General features: G+C 37.2%; 17 protein-coding genes. 14 read left to right on the top strand and 3 right to left on the bottom strand.

The window, feature by feature from the left end:
* Window positions 1-54 precede the first annotated feature (54 nt).
* From HBN50_RS01695 to HBN50_RS01685, 3 genes are all read left to right on the top strand, one after another.
* The gene (locus HBN50_RS01695; RefSeq protein WP_273867405.1) at window positions 55-993 is read left to right on the top strand and encodes a radical SAM protein; all 939 of its coding nucleotides are present in this window, start codon (window positions 55-57) and stop codon (window positions 991-993) included.
* A gap of 132 nt (window positions 994-1,125) precedes the next feature.
* Entirely contained in the window at window positions 1,126-2,172 is a 1,047-nt protein-coding gene (locus tag HBN50_RS01690; protein ID WP_273867404.1) for a hypothetical protein, read from the top strand.
* 70 nt (window positions 2,173-2,242) lie between these two features.
* Window positions 2,243-3,688: a M17 family metallopeptidase gene (locus tag HBN50_RS01685; protein ID WP_273867402.1), complete on the top strand. Its 1,446-nt coding sequence runs from the start codon at window positions 2,243-2,245 to the stop codon at window positions 3,686-3,688.
* A 43-nt stretch (window positions 3,689-3,731) separates the two neighbouring features.
* Here the strand turns inward: HBN50_RS01685 and HBN50_RS01680 are convergent, their stop codons facing one another.
* Window positions 3,732-4,265: a YceI family protein gene (locus HBN50_RS01680; protein ID WP_273867400.1), complete on the bottom strand. Its 534-nt coding sequence runs from the start codon at window positions 4,263-4,265 to the stop codon at window positions 3,732-3,734.
* 101 nt (window positions 4,266-4,366) lie between these two features.
* Between HBN50_RS01680 and HBN50_RS01675 the strand changes: the two genes are divergently transcribed.
* A complete protein-coding gene (locus tag HBN50_RS01675; protein WP_273867399.1) occupies window positions 4,367-5,245 on the top strand; it encodes a LysR family transcriptional regulator in 879 nt (292 codons plus the stop codon).
* On the opposite strand, the gene HBN50_RS01670 is transcribed toward HBN50_RS01675, so the two are convergent.
* Complete coding sequence (locus HBN50_RS01670) at window positions 5,232-6,398, bottom strand: trypsin-like serine protease (RefSeq protein WP_273867398.1); 1,167 nt, start codon at window positions 6,396-6,398, stop codon at window positions 5,232-5,234. The genes HBN50_RS01675 and HBN50_RS01670 overlap by 14 nt on opposite strands.
* Window positions 6,399-6,504: 106 nt before the next feature.
* On the opposite strand from HBN50_RS01670, the gene HBN50_RS01665 reads away from it, so the two are divergent.
* The 5 genes from HBN50_RS01665 to HBN50_RS01645 all read left to right on the top strand — a co-directional run bounded on the left by HBN50_RS01665 (window position 6,505) and on the right by HBN50_RS01645 (window position 11,565).
* A complete protein-coding gene (locus HBN50_RS01665; protein WP_273867397.1) occupies window positions 6,505-7,425 on the top strand; it encodes a hypothetical protein in 921 nt (306 codons plus the stop codon).
* Window positions 7,426-7,553: 128 nt separating this feature from the next.
* Window positions 7,554-9,551, top strand: a complete 1,998-nt coding sequence (locus tag HBN50_RS01660) for a urocanate hydratase (RefSeq protein ID WP_443135161.1) — start codon at window positions 7,554-7,556, stop codon at window positions 9,549-9,551.
* A 139-nt stretch (window positions 9,552-9,690) separates the two neighbouring features.
* The gene (locus HBN50_RS01655) at window positions 9,691-10,050 is read left to right on the top strand and encodes a hypothetical protein (protein ID WP_273867395.1); all 360 of its coding nucleotides are present in this window, start codon (window positions 9,691-9,693) and stop codon (window positions 10,048-10,050) included.
* 119 nt (window positions 10,051-10,169) lie between these two features.
* Complete coding sequence (locus tag HBN50_RS01650) at window positions 10,170-10,535, top strand: RNA recognition motif domain-containing protein (RefSeq protein ID WP_273867394.1); 366 nt, start codon at window positions 10,170-10,172, stop codon at window positions 10,533-10,535.
* Between the two features lie 160 nt (window positions 10,536-10,695).
* Complete coding sequence (locus HBN50_RS01645) at window positions 10,696-11,565, top strand: trypsin-like serine peptidase (RefSeq protein WP_273867393.1); 870 nt, start codon at window positions 10,696-10,698, stop codon at window positions 11,563-11,565.
* A 29-nt stretch (window positions 11,566-11,594) separates the two neighbouring features.
* Here the strand turns inward: HBN50_RS01645 and HBN50_RS01640 are convergent, their stop codons facing one another.
* Window positions 11,595-13,526: a hypothetical protein gene (locus tag HBN50_RS01640; protein ID WP_273867390.1), complete on the bottom strand. Its 1,932-nt coding sequence runs from the start codon at window positions 13,524-13,526 to the stop codon at window positions 11,595-11,597.
* Window positions 13,527-13,695: 169 nt separating this feature from the next.
* Here HBN50_RS01640 and HBN50_RS01635 point away from each other — a divergent pair, with 169 nt between their 5' ends.
* The 5 genes from HBN50_RS01635 (at window position 13,696) to HBN50_RS01615 (ending at window position 17,789) form a co-directional block, all read left to right on the top strand.
* Window positions 13,696-14,577 (top strand): hypothetical protein, encoded by an 882-nt coding sequence (locus HBN50_RS01635; protein ID WP_273867388.1) that lies wholly within the window; start codon window positions 13,696-13,698, stop codon window positions 14,575-14,577.
* 57 nt (window positions 14,578-14,634) lie between these two features.
* Window positions 14,635-15,618 carry a S1 family peptidase gene (locus HBN50_RS01630; protein WP_273867386.1) on the top strand — a complete coding sequence of 328 codons (984 nt, stop codon included), beginning with the start codon at window positions 14,635-14,637 and terminating at the stop codon, window positions 15,616-15,618.
* A gap of 59 nt (window positions 15,619-15,677) precedes the next feature.
* Window positions 15,678-15,947 carry a hypothetical protein gene (locus HBN50_RS01625; protein ID WP_273867385.1) on the top strand — a complete coding sequence of 90 codons (270 nt, stop codon included), beginning with the start codon at window positions 15,678-15,680 and terminating at the stop codon, window positions 15,945-15,947.
* A 75-nt stretch (window positions 15,948-16,022) separates the two neighbouring features.
* Window positions 16,023-16,610, top strand: coding sequence for a hypothetical protein (locus tag HBN50_RS01620; protein ID WP_273867383.1), 588 nt, complete (start codon window positions 16,023-16,025; stop codon window positions 16,608-16,610).
* Window positions 16,611-16,679: 69 nt separating this feature from the next.
* A complete protein-coding gene (locus HBN50_RS01615; RefSeq protein WP_273867382.1) occupies window positions 16,680-17,789 on the top strand; it encodes a DNA cytosine methyltransferase in 1,110 nt (369 codons plus the stop codon).
* Window positions 17,790-17,817 lie beyond the last annotated feature (28 nt).

The following is a 17,817-nucleotide window of genomic DNA, read 5'->3' as shown; positions in this document are numbered from 1 at the left end:
CCTTGAATTTGTGCATGCTATGATTGAATAAAGATATTTTTAAGGATGAAGACTATGTTACAAAGTAAGAAAGATGAGAAATTTACTCACCCTTTTAAAACTCTCCAGGGTAAAGAGAGGGCCTACGTCGATCTTACGGCCTTAAAAACTCTTTGGATTAATACAGGGACTCGCTGCAATCTCACATGCGAGAACTGTTATATTGAATCGAGTCCTACAAATGACCGCTTAGAATATATTACTAATGAAGAGGTTCTTCCGTTTTTAGAGGAAATAAAATCTGAGAATTATCCCGTTGAATATATCGGCCTCACTGGCGGTGAACCCTTTTTGAATCCTGAGATTACTAAAATACTCTCAACTATTTTAAAACACGATTTTGAAGTTCTCGTTCTAACTAATGCCTATCGGGTGATCAATCGCCACCTCGATGAGTTAGTTAAGATTAAAGAAATCTACGGTGACAAGCTCCACATTAGGGTATCACTCGATCATCACACCTTAGACATTCACGAAGAGCAGCGAGGCAAGGGAACATTTAATAAAACACTAGAACAAATCAAATGGCTTTGTGATCAAAGTTTTAATATTTCAATTGCTGGCAGAAGCTTGACCAATGAAAGCCTCGAACAAGAAAAAGAATGTTATCAAAACCTTTTTAAGAAATGGAATATCCCTCTTTCATTGAGTGATAAAAAAATTGTCGTCTTTCCTGAGATGGATTTAAATCGTGACGTTCCAGAAATTACAACAGAGTGCTGGTCAATTTTAAATAAGTCACCAAACGACCAAATGTGTGCAACAGAGAGAATGATCGTTAAAAGAAAGGGCGATGCTTCAGTAACTGTACTCCCCTGCACTCTTCTTGCTTATGATGAGCAATTCAATTTAGGTTCAACCTTGAAGGACTCAAAGTCCAGAGTTCAACTTAACCATAAATTTTGCGCTCAATTTTGCGTCCTTGGAGGAGCTAGCTGCTCTAGTGCAAAATGAATAAACTTAAGGCGTTAGGATAGCTTATTGGTCCCAACGCCCCCTCAGGTTCCCTGCAATTTTTACAAGCTCCACCTAAATATTCATTATTTCCGCTATAACTAACGAATAATTAGTCATTAAGGAGATTCAATGAAAAGGGCCATCGTTACTCTTGTTTCGTTATCAGCACTCGTATCTTGTTCTAAAGTAAAAAAAATGGAAAACCTCACTGAGGATATGTCTAATACGACTCAAAAGATGAGTCATACAACAAACCAAATGAATGCCACGACAAATAATATGTATCCGCAAATCAGAACGAAAGAAAGTCATGATACGCGAAATAAAATGATGCAAATTGTTTTAAGTGATAATCAATCTCTTGGAGATAAGATTGCCGCGGCCTCAGCTTTCTATCAAAGCTTTGAGTATCAGCTTTGGACAAATAACGGAACTTACGACACAAAAGAAGTGAGAGAGAAACTCTTCTACGATGCCGTTAATGAATACTTCATGAAGCTCGCTTCAATCTGGGATCATATTTATGGTCAATCGAATTTAGCCATTCTTTTAAATTTGGATCCAAACGAGATGAGTCCTATCGATACCGATGCTAAAGAATATAATTATGAAATGGCATTCTATGCTCTAAGTATAGTGATGCACATGAATAACCATCATCAAAAGCATCTCGTTAAAACAATTGGTGGCTTTGAAGAGGTTTCATTCTACGATCTTTTAAGAAATGCTCTCATTAAAGAACAAGAAGGTCGCGAACTAAAAGATTATGAGCATATTGTTAATGCGGGTCAAAACCGAGATATCGCCATTGCTCTTTTACAGGCGAGAATGAATATGATGCTTGCCCTAGCTGTAAAGAATTCTACTGGGGAGTTAAAAGAATTAACTTTAGCACAAAAGCTTAGGGCCTTTAGTTTCAAGTTATCAAATGGTGCCTTTGGAACATTTCAAATGAAGTCGACATTTAATGGTGGAAATGAATCGACTAAAAGAGATGTACTGGAAAAACTCGATGGCTTTGCCAAGACTAAAAACCTCTTAGAATCAATTAATGAGCCTTTAAAAATTGACCCAGTGCTAAAAAACATTATCGATAATCTCTCTATTGAGGATGATCTTTCAAACAAAGCAAACCAAGAGTTTATCTCATATATTGAAATGATAAGAAGCCTCTAAAAGAGGCTTCACTTTCTCACCTTCCTTTTGATAGTATCCCCAGATCAACTGAAAAAAGGAAGTTTACTTCATGAATTTTAAAATCGAGTCGTCATTAGCGACAAAAGAAAAATCGAGCAATCTAAAAAATACTCAATCAAACATCTACATTTGCCCAAAGTCAGAATTTAAGTCACTTAAAAAAACACTAGAAAAGCAACTCCCTGCATGGACTCTAAAAAACCTAGAAGAGAAAACACAATTTATAACAGGACAAACTGGTCCCGTTGTCATCGTTGTTCTTGGAGCGAGTACACATAAAGCACACGACAATCTTCTAAGTGAGAGCGACTACTCTAATGCTAGAGAGACCCTTGGAAAAGTTGCAAGAGAAATCTCTCTGTTAAAATCAAAAGACGTCTTCTTTAATTTTATGAATTGTAGCGACGATATGATCACAGGTTCTCTCGTTGGATTAGACCTAGGTCTCTACGACTATGAAAAGAGTTATAAATTAGGAAAGACAGCGTTTACAAGTAATGGGAAAAAAGTTGCTTCAAAGCTTATAAAAAATGCAGCTGATATTGCTATAGGGATCAACCAAGCCAGACACCTTGTTAACTTACCTCCAAACATTCTTCACCCAGTTTCTTATGCAAAAGAAGTTAAGAAGATGTATGCTCAAAGTAAAACGATCAAGGTTGCTATCTACGATCAAAAGAGACTTCAAAAAGAAAAATGTGGTCTTCTTCTTGGCGTTGGGAATTCAGCAGAAAACCCACCACAAATTGTTCATATTAAATATCGCCCAGCGGGAGCAAAAGGAAAGTCGACGGCCCTTGTTGGAAAAGGACTAACTTTTGATTCAGGTGGATTAGATATTAAACCTGCCGCTGGAATGAGACTCATGAAAAAAGATATGGGCGGTTCTGCAACAATTGTTGGCCTCTCTCGTTGGCTAGAAAACTCTGGCGTTAAAAAGAATATTGACCTCTATCTTGCTCTTGCTGAAAACGCCATCAGTGAAAGATCAACACGCCCAAGTGATATTCTCACAGCAAGAAATGGTGCCACAGTTGAAATTCATAATACTGATGCTGAAGGTAGACTTGCCCTAGCTGATACTATTGATATGGCCCTTGATCTTAAACCAGAGGTTCTTATCGATGTTGCAACTTTAACAGGTGCAGGAAAGATTTCTCTTGGACAAGATATTGGAAGTCTCTTTGCCAATGATGACAAACTCGCAGAAAAGCTCGTTCACTCTTCTCAAGAGATGGGTGATCTCATGTGGAGAATGCCTCTTTATAATCCTTACTTTCAAGCAATGAAATCTGATTTTGCCGATATGACCAATGCTGCTTCAACAGGATTTGGTGGATCAATTACAGCTGCTCTCTTCTTAGAGAAGTTTGTTGGAAAGACGAAATGGGCACACTTAGATATTTTTGGATGGACAAGTGGAGCGAAGCCAAGCCTGGTTCAAAAAGGTGGTTCAGGTCAAGGTGTAGAAACTCTCATTGGTTATTTTAAATAATAAAAAAGGGCCAGTTCAAAACTGGCCCTCAAAACCAAAAAGGTTATTTCAAGACAACTTTGAAGTCGACTTGAACTTCATTGTGAATCATCTTATCACCTAGGTTTTTGAAAAAATCACCTGATCCGTACACCATATCAAATTTTGTTCTATCGAAAGTTAGCTTACCTGAATAAGTTTTACCGTCTTTCTTATAAGGAATCTCAACGTTTCCTTTCTTTCCTTTGATTTCAAGAACACCTTGGATTTTATCTCCTTTGATTCCTTTAATCTCAAGTTTTGCTTCTGGATATTTTGAAATTTCAAAGAAGTCACCACTCTTAATGTGTGTCAGAAATTTATCTTTCCACTCTCCGCTAAGATCAGTTACATCAATGCTGCCCATATCCATCACAACATTACCTTTATCAATTTTTCCATCTTTAAGAACAACGTTACCGTCTTTTACTTTAATGAGTCCATAATGCTCACCCGTCACTTTTGTTCCTTTCCATTTGAACTCACTCTTAGCTGTATCAACATTTCCAGCAAATGCGCTTGTGGCCAAAAGTAGTGCTCCAAAAAATAATCCTTTCATTTCTATACTCCTTTTTGGTTTATGAAACTATCTTGCCAGAGATTTAATTGTTGCAACAGGAGACACTTTTGAAATAGACTATTTCATATAAGGAACAATGTATGAATCTTAACCTATTGAAAACATTCCAGAAGGTCGTAGAACTTGGTAGTTTTACCAAGGCCGCGGCTCACCTAAAGCAGCCAAAATCGAGAATTTCAAGGGCAATCTCAAGTCTTGAAGAACACGTAGGGGTGCAACTTATTAAAAGAACGACTAGGTCAATCTCTCTAACTGAGGCCGGATTAAAACTCTTTAAAGAGACTTCACACTCTCTGCGCGATATTGAAGATGCTCTTGATCAATTAATGCACGAGAAATCGGAACCCAAGGGAGTCATATCACTTACGGCACCTGAAGATTTTGGACACGAAGTTCTTGAAGACCTCCTCATCGATTTTCAAAAACTCTACCCGCTTATTGAATTTAATCTCCTTTATACCAATGACTATCTCGATTTGAATGCCCAAAATATTGATATCGCTTTTCGAGCAGGCCAACTGAGAGATTCCTCTCTCCTTTCAAAGTCAATTGGCGTAACAAAATCTATTTTCGTTGCTAGTCCCGATTATTTGAAACGAAGAGGAAAACCAAAGAACGTAAAAGATCTTAAAGAACATGATCTGCTCTATTTTATCTCTGCTCGCTACGAACAAGAAAGTTCGATTCCCTACAATCAAAGAATCATCATGAGATCAAACTCTTTTCCAACAATTAAACGATATTGTCTAAAAAGTTCTGGAATTGGTTTAATCCCCTATTTCCTTGTGAAAAAAGAAATTGAATCGAAGAAACTTGTTCGAATTATTCCAAGTTGGACAGAAGATAGCTCCCCTTTTCAAATGCTCTTTACAGATAGAAGTAAGCAACCAAAAAGAGTACAGCTCTTTATGGACTTTATTTTTGATAAAGTGAAAGAAGCTCTCGCTATCGAGGATTAACTTGGAAGGCCTCTTCATGAGGATAGAGATATTGAGCTTGTAAAAGAAAGTGTTCAGCTTCTTTATAGTACTTCCTCTTCACATGAAGTTCATAAAGAGCAAAGTAAGCATAGGCGCGATAAAAGATTTGTCCCTGATTAATGACATCGAAAAGATGTTCTCTCGCCTTTTCAAAATCATCAACTTCATCATAGTTAATGGCAAGAAAAATGCGTAGATCACTAAAGACTCTAGGACTATCTTGAAAGGCCATTTCGAGTTTTTGCATTTCACTTTTTGAAATAAAATTATCAGCGAGAACCATTTTCTCTAAGAAATCAATTGATCTTAGTCTTTGTAAGCTTCTTTTCAAGTCGAAGCTCTCATCCAAAAGTTCAGGATAATTCAAATTCTCAACGGCCAGAGCGAGATTCAAGGCCAGCTCATTATCTTGATCTTCAAGAGCTTTTTTTATTGTAAGATCTGAGTGTATCCAATTGAGAGCAAAATCAATTCTTATAGCGCCTGTCACATATTCACAGGACTCCTGCCCTGAGGTGATTAGTCCAATAAGATATTTTCCATCGTAAATACTTCCACCAGAGTCGCCGCTACAAGCACTTGCATAATCAACGAGAAGCAGCTCTCTATCATTGAAACTAATAAGTTTTGAAAAGCCGCTTTGCTTTTTTCCAATGGAGCGAGAACTCTCTGATTTACCAAAGGCCACAAGTTCGAGTTTCTTATTTTCAAAATCTTCTAATAAAAAATAATTTGCACCGATTGTTCCAGGAATTTTCTCATCATCTATTTCAACTTCTTCTTTCAGCTTAATATAGCCAAAGTCTCGTGCCGTATCACCATAGAGATACTGTGTAGGAAAAGAAAAAGAATCAATTTTAAGAGTCTTCTTTTTATATTTAATTTTTAAATGCCCAACTTTAGCTCCAACTAAACAATGGGCTGCAGTCAGAATAAGATCTTTTTTAATGAGAGTTCCGCTGCATGAGCTATTCTTTCGAATCTCAATAAAAAGAGAACTCTCTCTTTGATCGCTCTCTAACTCCTGTCCATTTACAATCGATGAGTCGACAAAAGCGACCTTCCCATCATGTTCGTTAATAAGGCATGAGCTGAGTAAGAATGTCATTGCTAGTAAACTTCGAATTTTCATACACTTAACTTATCTATCCTTCAATAAAAGGCTACGAATAAATTGCAGGTGTGTATAAGATACAATATGGCCCTCTCAGATTTTTTAGCTATGTTATTTAAGATTCATGAAAAATCTAATCTTATTACTCGTTCTTTTAGTACTGGCCCAAGTTACCAAGGCCGAAGTTGAATTCTATTACTTTGAGTCTGAGACTTTTAAACAAGAACTTCAGCAGGAGATTGAAGGACTTCAAGATTTTTTAAAAGATCAAATAGCATTTCCACAAGATGTCTTAATCACATATCGCCCAACTGTTGGGACCAGTTATGATATTAAAAAAGGTGTCCTCAATATTGCGACAACCGAGTTAGAGGCAATCACTCACGAATTTGCCCATCAAATTTTTGATACCAATCTCTTTAAGCAATCGCCCGTTTGGTTTTACTACAAGGCCAGAGAATCTGTTCGCTTCAGTGATTTGAGTGATTCTATTAGAAACTTAAAAAAATCAATTAGTCATCTCGATAGCGCTAGAAGGTCTTTTATTTCTCAAGGAGACCACGCCTTAGTACCTGCAATTGATACGAGAAAGGCCCAGTATGAAAAAGAATTAAACTTTCTAGAAGAAGCTTACCAATACGATCGTGAACTAAAAGACGTTATTGAAAAAACAAACACATTTAGAAGACTTGTTCCCTACCAAGAGTTTTTTGCCGATACACTTTCAATCATCTATTACAATGATTGGAATATCATGCATGAAACTGTTTTTAACGTGACAGGAAATCCGCTCGTTGCACAGTCTCGAAAGTACGAGTCTTCGCCGTCAGTGATTGCAAGTTATCTCGATCCCTATACTCATTTTGCCAAATCGAGATCTTGGCTTAGAAATCACTTTCAATCTCCAAGAGATATTGACGTTCCTTGTTTGACTAGTGCTGTCATTAGCGCTTACGAACGAGATTTACGCTCTCTTGATTACGCCTACTCTTACGATGAGATCAATCTCAACTTTCAAGAGTTTTATACATCCTGCGTTAAATAGTTTTGTCTACTCAATATCAAGGCCTTAACTAAAAAAGGCCTTCTCTTTTTTTGAAAATCTGTCTTTTGGAAGTTAAGATACGCAGGCTTAAAAATGCCAATGAAACGAACTTTCAAGGAAAGACAGATATGACTCGAGAAGAATTCCAACAAGCGATCTCTCAAGGGATCCCTAACGAACTTCCCCCTAAAAAAGAGTATGAGCCACAAATTAATCATGCTCCAAAAAGAAAGAAGATTCTTAATAAAGAAGAAGAGAAACTTGCTCTTAGAAATGCTCTTCGCTACTTCCCAAAAAAGTTTCACGCTGAGCTAATTGAAGAATTCAAAGAAGAACTTGAAAAGTATGGGCGTATTTATATGTATCGCTTTCGTCCAGATTATAAAATTCACGCACGCTCAATCAACGAATACCCACATAAATCAGTACAAGCAGCAGCGATTATGCTCATGCTTTCAAATAACTTAGACTACGCCGTTGCCCAACACCCTCATGAGCTTATCACTTATGGTGGAAATGGAGCTGTTTTTCAAAACTGGGCGCAATACCTTTTAACAATGCAGTACTTAAGTGAAATGACTGACGAGCAAACTCTCGTTTTAAAGTCAGGACATCCAGCAGGTCTCTTTCCATCAAACAAAGAAGCCCCAAGAGTTGTCGTCACTAATGGGATGATGATTCCAAATTACTCTCAACCAGATGATTGGGAAAAGTTTAATGCCTTAGGTGTTACTCAGTACGGACAAATGACGGCAGGTTCTTTTATGTACATTGGTCCACAAGGAATTGTTCACGGCACAACGATTACGGTTCTCAATGCGGGAAGAAAGATTTCCAATGGACAAACAGACCTCGCAGGAAAAATCTTTGTCTCAGCTGGACTTGGAGGAATGAGTGGAGCTCAACCAAAGGCCGCTGTTATTGCCGGTTGTGTCGGAGTTATTGCCGAAGTGAATCCAAAGGCCGTTAAAACTCGTCACGAACAAGGCTGGGTTGATGAAGTCTACGATGATCTCGATAAAATTATTCCAAGAATTAAAGAAGCTAGCGCCAATAAAGAAGCCGTTTCAATTGCCTTCCAAGGAAATATTGTCAATCTCTGGGAGCGCTTTGTAGAAGAAGATATGCTCATCCACCTTGGATCAGATCAAACTTCTCTTCACAACCCTTGGGCCGGTGGATACTACCCAGCTGACTTAACATTTGAGCAGTCAAATGAATTAATGGCCAATGATCCAGAGAAGTTTAAAGAAGAAGTTCAAAAGACTCTTAGAAGACATGTCGATGCTGTTAATGCTCTATCAGATAAGGGAATGTATTTCTTTGACTACGGAAATGCCTTTCTTCTTGAATCTTCAAGAGCTGGTGCTGATATCATGAAAGAAAATGGTGATTTCAAATACCCTTCTTACGTTCAAGATATCATGGGTCCGATGTGTTTTGATTATGGGTTTGGACCTTTTAGATGGGTCTGTGCCAGTTCACTTGATGAAGATCTCGAACTAACAGATAAAATTGCAACAGAAGTTTTAGAAAAGCTCATGAAAGAATCTCCAAGTGAGATTCAACAGCAGATGCAGGATAATATTCAATGGATTCAAGGTGCCGGAGAAAATAAGCTCGTCGTTGGCTCCAAAGCAAGAATCCTCTACGCCGATAGCGATGGAAGAATTGAAATCGCCCTGGCCTTCAATAAGGCCATTAGAGATGGAAAACTGAAAGGTCCAGTCGTTCTTGGTAGAGACCATCACGACGTCTCAGGAACAGACTCTCCTTATCGTGAGACCTCAAATATTTATGATGGTTCACGTTTTACGGCCGATATGGCGGTTCAAAACTTCGTTGGAGACTCTTTTAGAGGAGCAACGTGGATTTCACTTCATAACGGTGGTGGCGTTGGCTGGGGCGAAGTTATCAACGGTGGTTTTGGAATGGTTCTCGATGGTTCTGAAGATTGTGATAGAAGAATTAAATCAATGCTCTTTTGGGACGTAAATAACGGTATCAATCGACGTGCATGGGCCAGGAATGAAGGGGCCATCTTTGCCATTAAAAGGGCCATGGAAAAAGAGCCTAATCTCAAAGTCACTCTTCCAAATCTTGTCGATGACTCACTACTATCTTAAATTGAAAAAGGGGCCTTATCACAAGGCCCTTCTTATTTCCCTAACTTAGCTTTAAGTTTCCCATAAAATCCCCAATCCACCGTTGACAAAATATGTGAATATTTGAGATCAAGGGCTATTCACAAATGGAGGGAATTCTATGAAAACAATACTCGCACTTATTCTTGCATTTAACATGAGCACAGCTTTTGCTAACTCTTGTCCAGTAGAAGTTGTTGAAACTCAAGCTGTTGATTACCTATCACAAGAACTAGGAATCAAGTATGACGTTGCAACTAAACTTTGGAACGTTGAAACGAAAGAAGTTGAGCTAGACTTTTTTCAAGCAAACATCGAAACAACACAATCTCAATACCTTGTTGGTGTTGAAGTTGATGCTAACTGTGACGCTATTTCTTACCAACTTACAAACCTGACTCTTAAGCAATGTTACGACACTTGTCTTACATTCCACAGACCAGGACCACAGCTAAACTCTTGTATCGCTAGCTGTAAATAAAAAACGATCAAAAAACACAGTGAGAGCTCTTCTTGCTGTGTTTTCTTACCTAATCACAAGATTTCTCTTTCCCTAAATTTCCTTTAAGGCTATAAGTAGGTCTCTACAAGGATCGCATTATGAAAAAGCCAAGCTCAGTCACTATTTACGTCGGTAACCTCAATTACAACAGAGACGAAAAGAAAATTAAACACCTCTTCTCTCGTTACGGTTATGTTAAGGAAGTTCACCTCGTAAAAGACAATAAGACTGAAAAAAGCAAGGGCTACGGTTTTGTGATCATGCCTAAACTTGCCGATGCCACAAAGGCCATTGAAGCCCTTAATGGAAAAGAAGTTGATGGTCGTACTCTTAAAGTTAGTATTGCAAAAGAGCGCGAAGATATTATTGCAAAGCCAATCGAAATTGTTAAAGAGAAGATCAAAAAGAAAGACCGTCCTAAGAAGCACGGACTTCAAGTTCTATTTAACAACCTAAAAAAGTAAGTTAAATACCCGCTTTCTTTCCTCTAGCATTCATTAATTTTCTGTTTAGTTAAAACTAACCTTTTCTTTCATTTAGTCAAAATGAGCATTTCCCTATTTCGCCAAATCCTTGGACGATGGATAATTAATTATTCACTAAAAAAATCAAAGGATGATGATTATGAAAATTAGGAAGATTTTATCAGCTGCAATCCTTATGTCAGCTTTCAACACTATGGCCGTCGATAAAGTAGTTTACGGTGAAGATAATAGATTAGACCTATTCGAAGTAGAAAGAGCGCTACACCTTGACCTTGCATCTTCAACTGCGGGAATGATTCCAAACTATAGAGTAGAAGACCTTAACGATGGTACGGTTAAACTAAGTGGTAGCAAACTAAGTGTTTGTAGCGGTGAAAAATTTAACGGTCAATTAACAGCGGCCAATTGCTCTGGTTTCCTAGTAGGACACAAAGGAAAGCAATATATGGTAACAGCAGGTCACTGTGTAACGAGCCAATCAGCTTGTAAAGATTCAAAGTGGGTATTTGACTACAAGATGAACGAAGCTGGGCAACAAGAGCACATCATTTCTAAAAACAGCGTTTATAGCTGTAAGAGACTTGTTGAGAGAAAGCTAATCTCTTCTACTAAGGATGACTACGCTGTTATCGAATTAGACAGAGAAGTTACAGACAGAGCGGCCCTTAATATCCGTTATGAAGGTGAAATCGAAGTTGGAGAAGAAGTTCTCGTTATTGGTCACCCAACTGGTCTTCCAACAAAAGTTGCTGGAGATGCTTTCGTAAGAGATGCTTCTAGAAGTAAATATTTTGAAACAAACCTTGATACATTCGCAGGAAACTCTGGATCAGCAGTTTTCAATGCAGCATCAGGAACAGTAGAAGGGATTCTTGTTCGTGGACATACTGACTACGAGTGGAAAAGAGTTAACGGGAAAAGTTGTAAAGCTCCTGTTTACTGTCAAATGGACTCTTGTCGTGGAGAGGACGTAACAAAAATTACAAGTATTGATTTCTTTCAAAACTAAAAATAAAGGCTCCCAATTGGGAGCCTTTTTTATTTCGATTGTTCTAATAATCTCACAAGATCTTTATAAGCATACTTCTTAAAATACTTCATCCCCTCTTCTTTTACCTTTTCAGTTAACTCAGGAGATTTTTCAACAAATCGCTTCACATCCATCTCATCTTTTAAATCATAACTTTCTTCATCTTTTTCATAGACGCGCAAAATCTTCTTATTCTCTAAAAAGATAATTTTTAAATTCACATCTTCATCTTCTTTTAAAATATTAGATTCTCTCTTCTCATTCTCAGCGAGATAGCTGCGCGAAATCGGAGCTCTCGTTGAACTCAAACTAAGTGGACCTCTTGAGCCCTGAACACTTGAAAGTGCATTATTAAGGCCACTCGCCGATCTCTTGGCCTTTGCTCCAGCAGAAGCTGAACTACTAATACCGGCCACAGAACTTGGTGCTCTTGTATTTTCAACGGCCCCAGTATCACTTGAAGATGGACTGTCACCTTTATTTGTAGATGATTTTAAATCAACAATTTTATTATCGGCATCAAACTCTTGAAACTCATATTGAACTTCATTCACAGGCTCATAAGAAACGGGCGCCTGAACATCGTGAGTACCAACTTCGTACGTTTTTCTTGGAGCACTAACTCGTGATGGAGAAGACGAATTTTTCGATGAGCCTGCAACACTCTTTTTAGGTACGGCCACTTTCTTTTTTGCCTTCGCTACAGGTTTTTTCTTCTTTAATTTTTGAATATCATCTGTCATTTTATCAACGCGCTTGATACTCTCCTCAATCATTTTATCATTACTGACCAGATAGGCCTTAGTCATAATCAATTCTGGATCATCATTAAAAACATCGATATCATCATATCCTAGGAGTTTTTTAAGGCGTGACTCTAGGCGAAGAATTTTCTTAGGAGCGTTACTTCTTGTGTAATTTCCTTCTTCGATAATTTCGCTGACTTCTTCTACGATTTCTTCACTGACTTCTAGAACTTGAGATGCTGATACAAGTTTCTCACTTCTTCTTTCCATTTCTATATTTGATAAAGTTGGTGCACTTCTATTTGAATGATTTGTTATTTGTAACACTCTAAATTTTTCATTCTCCTTATTACGCATTTCTTGTAATTTTCTAAGGTTCTCACTTTTTTTAATAGGGACTTTATTTAAGAAACAAGAAAATTTAGAGGCCTTCTTTAAGGCCGTATATAGCTTAGTATAGTTAGTAACGTTTTCTCGAGAAAAAGGGACCAACTCAGCCTCGGAAAAGAGTGGTAGAATCTCTTTTGTTGTTGATTCTCTATTTAATGAGCAGAGTCCTTCTAAGTTTGCCTGAATATCGCGACAAACTTTTTTATCATTCTTCGTTAAACTAGAGTTAATAAGTGTAGAAAATGAAAAGCTTTTATCTACAGTATAGGAATTATAGATTGATTCCATCTCCTCTTTATTTTGACAAGTAAAGCTCTTTGTTAATTGACACTGATCACTTTCATTCAAAAGTATTAAGTATTGAATCTTAGAAAGAGTAAAGGCATCGTAGTACATTTTTGAATCATTATTTGTCTCACGACAATATGACCTCGCCTTTCCTCTTGAAGCAAAGTTACAATGACACCCTTTATATTGAAAACTATCACTTTTATCTTTTGAGAAAACTTCAAGACTCACCGCTCGCTCTTTTCTATAGTCAGCACAGTATCTTTGAAATGTAGCCTCTTTATAATTTACGACAGACTTAAAAACATTTTCTGTTAACTCATCAGAGGCTTCTTTATTTTCATAAACAGGCTCTTTTACACAATAAGAAACTTCAACCTCTCTTAGCTTCTTATTTTTAGCACCCATACAAATATATTCATGCTCATCATTAAGATAGAAAGACATCGACTCTAAAGAAAAGAGCATGAGTGAAATAAGGAGTAATGGGAAGAGGTTTAACTTATATAAATTCATTCTATGTACCTATCGTCCATCCTACCCTAATACCTGAGTAAAAAACTAAATTGACCTCTAAATCGTTAAAAGAAGATTCGAAAGGCCGCCAACTTTTTTTGCCATTCAATTAATAAAGTGGCATGTGAATTGAATATTATTTAATACGACTTTGAAATTAAGGTAGTTTATGAAAGTGCTCGCTCCCATTTTATTGTTTATCTTTGCATCAGTGTTTAATGTTTTAACACTGGCCGAGGATATTAATAAAAATGAAACGACCTTTATTACAGATAAGAAAGAGCTTTTAAAAGATGACCATAGACTCTTGAAAACCAGTGATGACTCACACCTCGATGCCATTGGAAGAATACAAGTTATCTTCAAAGACTATCGCTACAAGAAGTGCTCATCAACTCTCATTGCTCTAAGGCCTGGGGAGTCCTCTGATATCGTACAAACAGTCAAACATTGTTTTGATAATGAGAAATCTTCTCTTTTACTTGTTAAATGGGAATCAACTCTTGCAAGTGGGAAGATCATTAAAAGAACTGCAACAGTCCTTCAATCTGCTTTGCATTCAGATCTACTCTTATTAAAGTTAGATCGACCTATTTCTTTTAAAAAGATAAGACCTATACTCATTCCTCCCGAATCATTTGAAGCTCGAGAGATTTTAAGCGACTTTACAAGCGAATCGATAGTGGCCGGATATAGCTCAGATAGGCTTAAGGGACAAAAAGGAAGTATTCTCACTTATACGAGAAATGAAAGAGCACCCTTTACTCTTAAGACATTTCTTGATTCACACTACCTTGAGAGTGTGACCTATAAAGGGGCAAGTGGAGGAGCTTTCATCGTAAAGGCCGATCTCTCAAAAAGAGACAAGACAGTAAAAAACCCCTATTCTCAGTACTACTACCTTGGGACAATTAAAGGTGGAATTAGTTTAAATCTTTCCGAAGATCGAAGAATCTTCTTTAACTCCATGGGCTCTCTTGGCTCGGATAAAACAAGAATTATTCCGCTAGGGCAAGCGAGTATTGAATTTCCTTATCATGATCTCTTTTAAGTAATTGGCATCAATCTTGTAACTATATAAGTATCAATTAACTACTTTTGGTGACTTATGAACAAGAAACTAGCTTTTACATCGATCATCTTCTTAACAGTGTTTAACATTTCAACACTCGCATCAGAGTGTGGAGTGAAAAGGCCATCAGTAGAGCTTTCAGATCAAGTGAAAGAAGTTGCTAACTTCACAAGAAATGCTAGTAATAAGCTTGTTAACGAGGGAGATGGTACTCTCTATATTCGTGATCTCAACGTTTTAAAGAAAACTGATACAAGAAAGGTGAAGACTTCAAAGGATTCACATCTTGATGCTGTTGGAAAACTCTTTATCACATTTGAAGATGGATCAATTGGAGAATGTTCATCTGGTCTTATTTCAAATAAACCAGGAAAGAGCTCAGACTTCGTTCTTACAGCAGATCATTGTTTTACAAATAAAGGCAAGAAAGTTCAATCGATCCAATGGGTTACGAAATTAGCTAACGGAAAATTGATCGAAAGAAATGCTAATATAGTAAGAACTTCTGGCGAAAGTGATATCACAATTTTAAAACTTGATAATAAGGTTTCCTTTAATGAGGTAAAGCCATTTCTTATTCTTGATGATCTCTATATTGACTATGATGAATTCTCTTACTACGCATCAAAGACTTTCGTCGCCGGTTACAGTGCAGATTCAATTAAAGGGAGAAATGGAAGGGCCCTAACATACACTGAATTAAAGGGTAACGATCAAAGTATTAGATATGATTATATTAATCCTTATCTCGATGCGACTTCATATCAAGGTGCTAGTGGTGGAGTTATCGTTTCCAATGCTGATCTAAGTGAAGAAGAAATTGAAAATCCTTATAATCAACTTTACTTTGTTGGAACAGTTACTCATGTTATCAGTCTCGATGATAAGACAGGAAAAAATGGGAAAATTCAATCAGTCTATTATCAAAGTGATAACGTTGCAGGATCTAATAAAACAGCAATGACTCCTTATGAAGAATATTTCAAAGAACTACAATTAGATTATTACCTGAATAAATAAGAACAAATAACTCAACTTCTCTCAAAGACTGTCGAAAAGACTCTTTGAGAGGAGAAAGTTTGAAGCGCTACGGGAAAGTCATTGATATAAATTTCGAAAAGAATACACTCGTTGTTGAGGATGGACATTCTAAGCAATTTCTTGCGAGTTATCGAAAATTATCCATGAACCACCTTCACCATTACATTGAATTCACAACCAACTTAGATTCTAAGGGAAGCGTTGTCGTTACTTCATTGGTGTTTCCTAAATCAAAGCAAAGAGTAGAACTTATTAAAAGCAAATTCCAAATGCTTAAAAACCAGCTGGAATTACCTTTTAGTGCCTAGGAAAATAAAAAGTACTTAGGTTCCTTCCCATTCTTACGAAAAGAGCACCATTACCTTGAGAGAACTGGAGAATCTATGAATTACGTAATCCCGAAATTTGATCACACTGAAATCCAATCATTTTTTACTTATTGGTCTGATAAATACTCAGAAAGACCAATGGAAGAATTCAGCTACTCTCCAATCATTGAGAAAGATAAATTTTCAAAAACAGATCTTAATCTTCTTTTTAAATGGTTCAATCAAGATCAATTTTGCCAACTCAAGGGAAAGGCCTTTGAAAGAAAAGTCGTGGCGAAGATTGAGACAATTAACGCTCTTAAATCTTCATTTGATCAGAAAGTATTTGATAAGCACTTTGCTCGTTTAAATCCAGAGTGGAAGCTGTTTCTTCTTCACTGTATTTCACCAAGTGACTTCCCTATTCTTAATGAGCATATCTTCAAGGCCTTTCACTTTATTAAAGGTGGAAAAGACTCAAGTTTTTGTGAAGAGAAAATGGAAATCTTCTATTTCGAAAGATTTGTTCCTTACTTTCAAAAGCTTGATCTAGGAGAAAACTTCTTTCAAGAATTCAACAAGGCCCTATGGACTTTTGGAGAATACCTTGAAAAGAATGAAGGTTTCAAAGATATTAAAATTCATCTAATGGACGCTGCTTAAGAGCGTCCATATCTAATCGGCAATTTTTTCCCCTTAGGCCAATTCCCTAGATTAAGAGACAATAAAGTTATGGAAAAAACATATAACTTTATTGATGTATTTAGTGGTTGCGGAGGTCTATCTTATGGACTTGAGCAATCGGGGTTAAACTGTCTTCTTGGAATTGATCACGACCGTGATGCCATGAAAACTTTCGAGAGAAATCATCCAAACTCACAGAGTTTCTGTGGTGATATTCGTGAGCTTGATAATGCTAAAATCATGGAAATGGTTGGCAATCAAAAAGTCGACCTCATCGTTGGAGGACCTCCATGCCAAGGTTTTTCAACTGTTGGTAAAGGAAAGTCAGAAGATCCAAGAAACCTACTCTTTCTCGAATTTTTACGTCTCGTTAAACTCTTTAAGCCGCAGGGTATCCTTATTGAGAATGTGACGGGTCTTCTTGCAAAGAAAAATAAAGATGTTCTTACAAGAGTTTTCGATGAATTTCATCAACTAGGTTATAACGTCGATGCGCGTGTACTTAGTGCAGAAGAATTTGGCGTGCCAGAAAAGAGAAGAAGAACAATCATCGTTGGTTTTAAAGATGAATTTGAACCAAGCTTTCCAAATCCAACACATGGAGTAAGAGGAAGTTGGCCATTAAAAACAGTGGCCGAAGCTTTTTCTTCTATTTCAAAGGATGCCAATCACCATCTGGTAGAGAAAGCCCAACTTAAAAATGAACTCGACAAGAAACGACTTTCTCATATTCCACAAGGTGAAGGAATTCGTTATCAAAGAGATGAAATTAGACTGCTTCCAAGTGAGCTCCACTACAATGTTAATTGGCAAGAATTGAGAGAGTCTCGCTTTAGACAGACAAGACTTCAGCGTCTTAACCTTGAAGAGCAAGCTCCAACAATCCTCACTTCGAGAACAATGTACTTTCACCCAACGGAAAATAGATATCTTACAGCGAGAGAGGCCGCGGCGATTCAATCCTTTCCAAATGAATTTTCTTTTGAAGGAAGTACAACTTCAGTTTTCAAGCAAATTGGAAATGCCGTTCCAGTGGAACTTGCAAAAACACTAGGATTACATCTTCAAAAAATTCTCAATCATGAAGTTTCCTCAACAAATAAAGTCGAAGACTTTAAAAAATATGCCTTTCACTACAATAAGCAAATCGCGATATAAATTGTTTCTAGCAATGAGCACCGATTAG

The organism is Halobacteriovorax sp. GB3, assembly GCF_028649655.1.
Lineage (GTDB): Bacteria > Bdellovibrionota > Bacteriovoracia > Bacteriovoracales > Bacteriovoracaceae > BSW11-IV.
This window is presented reverse-complemented; position numbering and strand designations above follow the sequence as displayed.

Coding starts and splice junctions, on each gene's coding strand:
- HBN50_RS01620 (WP_273867383.1), top strand. CDS start 16,023: ATGAATTACGTAATCCCGAAATTTGATCACACTGAAATCCAATCATTT.
- HBN50_RS01650 (WP_273867394.1), top strand. CDS start 10,170: ATGAAAAAGCCAAGCTCAGTCACTATTTACGTCGGTAACCTCAATTAC.
- HBN50_RS01615 (WP_273867382.1), top strand. CDS start 16,680: ATGGAAAAAACATATAACTTTATTGATGTATTTAGTGGTTGCGGAGGT.
- HBN50_RS01660 (WP_443135161.1), top strand. CDS start 7,554: ATGACTCGAGAAGAATTCCAACAAGCGATCTCTCAAGGGATCCCTAAC.
- HBN50_RS01645 (WP_273867393.1), top strand. CDS start 10,696: ATGAAAATTAGGAAGATTTTATCAGCTGCAATCCTTATGTCAGCTTTC.
- HBN50_RS01655 (WP_273867395.1), top strand. CDS start 9,691: ATGAAAACAATACTCGCACTTATTCTTGCATTTAACATGAGCACAGCT.
- HBN50_RS01680 (WP_273867400.1), bottom strand. CDS start 4,265: ATGAAAGGATTATTTTTTGGAGCACTACTTTTGGCCACAAGCGCATTT.
- HBN50_RS01630 (WP_273867386.1), top strand. CDS start 14,635: ATGAACAAGAAACTAGCTTTTACATCGATCATCTTCTTAACAGTGTTT.
- HBN50_RS01675 (WP_273867399.1), top strand. CDS start 4,367: ATGAATCTTAACCTATTGAAAACATTCCAGAAGGTCGTAGAACTTGGT.
- HBN50_RS01670 (WP_273867398.1), bottom strand. CDS start 6,398: ATGAAAATTCGAAGTTTACTAGCAATGACATTCTTACTCAGCTCATGC.
- HBN50_RS01690 (WP_273867404.1), top strand. CDS start 1,126: ATGAAAAGGGCCATCGTTACTCTTGTTTCGTTATCAGCACTCGTATCT.
- HBN50_RS01665 (WP_273867397.1), top strand. CDS start 6,505: ATGAAAAATCTAATCTTATTACTCGTTCTTTTAGTACTGGCCCAAGTT.
- HBN50_RS01635 (WP_273867388.1), top strand. CDS start 13,696: ATGAAAGTGCTCGCTCCCATTTTATTGTTTATCTTTGCATCAGTGTTT.
- HBN50_RS01640 (WP_273867390.1), bottom strand. CDS start 13,526: ATGAATTTATATAAGTTAAACCTCTTCCCATTACTCCTTATTTCACTC.
- HBN50_RS01685 (WP_273867402.1), top strand. CDS start 2,243: ATGAATTTTAAAATCGAGTCGTCATTAGCGACAAAAGAAAAATCGAGC.
- HBN50_RS01695 (WP_273867405.1), top strand. CDS start 55: ATGTTACAAAGTAAGAAAGATGAGAAATTTACTCACCCTTTTAAAACT.